Below are 613 nucleotides of genomic sequence, written 5' to 3' on the forward strand. Positions count from 1 at the left end.
CGCGGACCTCTTGGATCTCGACGCCGAGGGCCTCGGCGACCATGCGGATCTGGCCTTGCCATTCGCCGGCGATCGCCCCGGGAAATGAGATCCACGGCTGGTAGTCGAGCGGTCGGCCGAATCCCAAAGCGTCGCTCATGATGTCGGAAACACCGTAGTCGTCGTACAGGCCTATCTCGTAGGCGTGGATCTTCTCGATCTGCGACGACTGTGTGCTCAGCACCAGCGGTAGGTAGTCGGCGACGAAGCCCGGCTCGATCCCCGAGGCGTACAACGAGACCTGGCCCTCCTTGGCGGCCGCGGACAACTGGTCGCGCCATTCGGGCGAGTAATAGGCGGGCGGATAGATCAGCGTCGTCGACGACGTCGACACGACGTTGATCCCGGCTTCCAGGAGCTTCAGGTAGTCGGGCACCGCCGCGGCGTCGCGTTCCGGCCCGCTCGCGGCGTACACCACGCAGTCCGGTCGCAGCGTGATCAACGCATCGGCGTCATTGGTGGCCGCCAGCCCGATCGGATCACCGCCCGCCAGCACCCCCGCGTCCTTGCCGACTTTCTCCTCGGAGTGCACCCACGCCCCGACCAGTTCGAGGTCGGGCCTGCTCCGGATCGC

At 66.6% G+C, this 613-nt stretch carries 1 pseudogene; it reads right to left on the reverse strand.

The window, feature by feature from the left end:
• A pseudogene (locus A5698_RS29035) lies at positions 1-613 on the reverse strand (dihydrodipicolinate reductase); the annotation flags it as partial.

It is taken from the genome of Mycobacterium sp. E136, from assembly GCF_001666865.1.
Taxonomy (GTDB): domain Bacteria; phylum Actinomycetota; class Actinomycetes; order Mycobacteriales; family Mycobacteriaceae; genus Mycobacterium.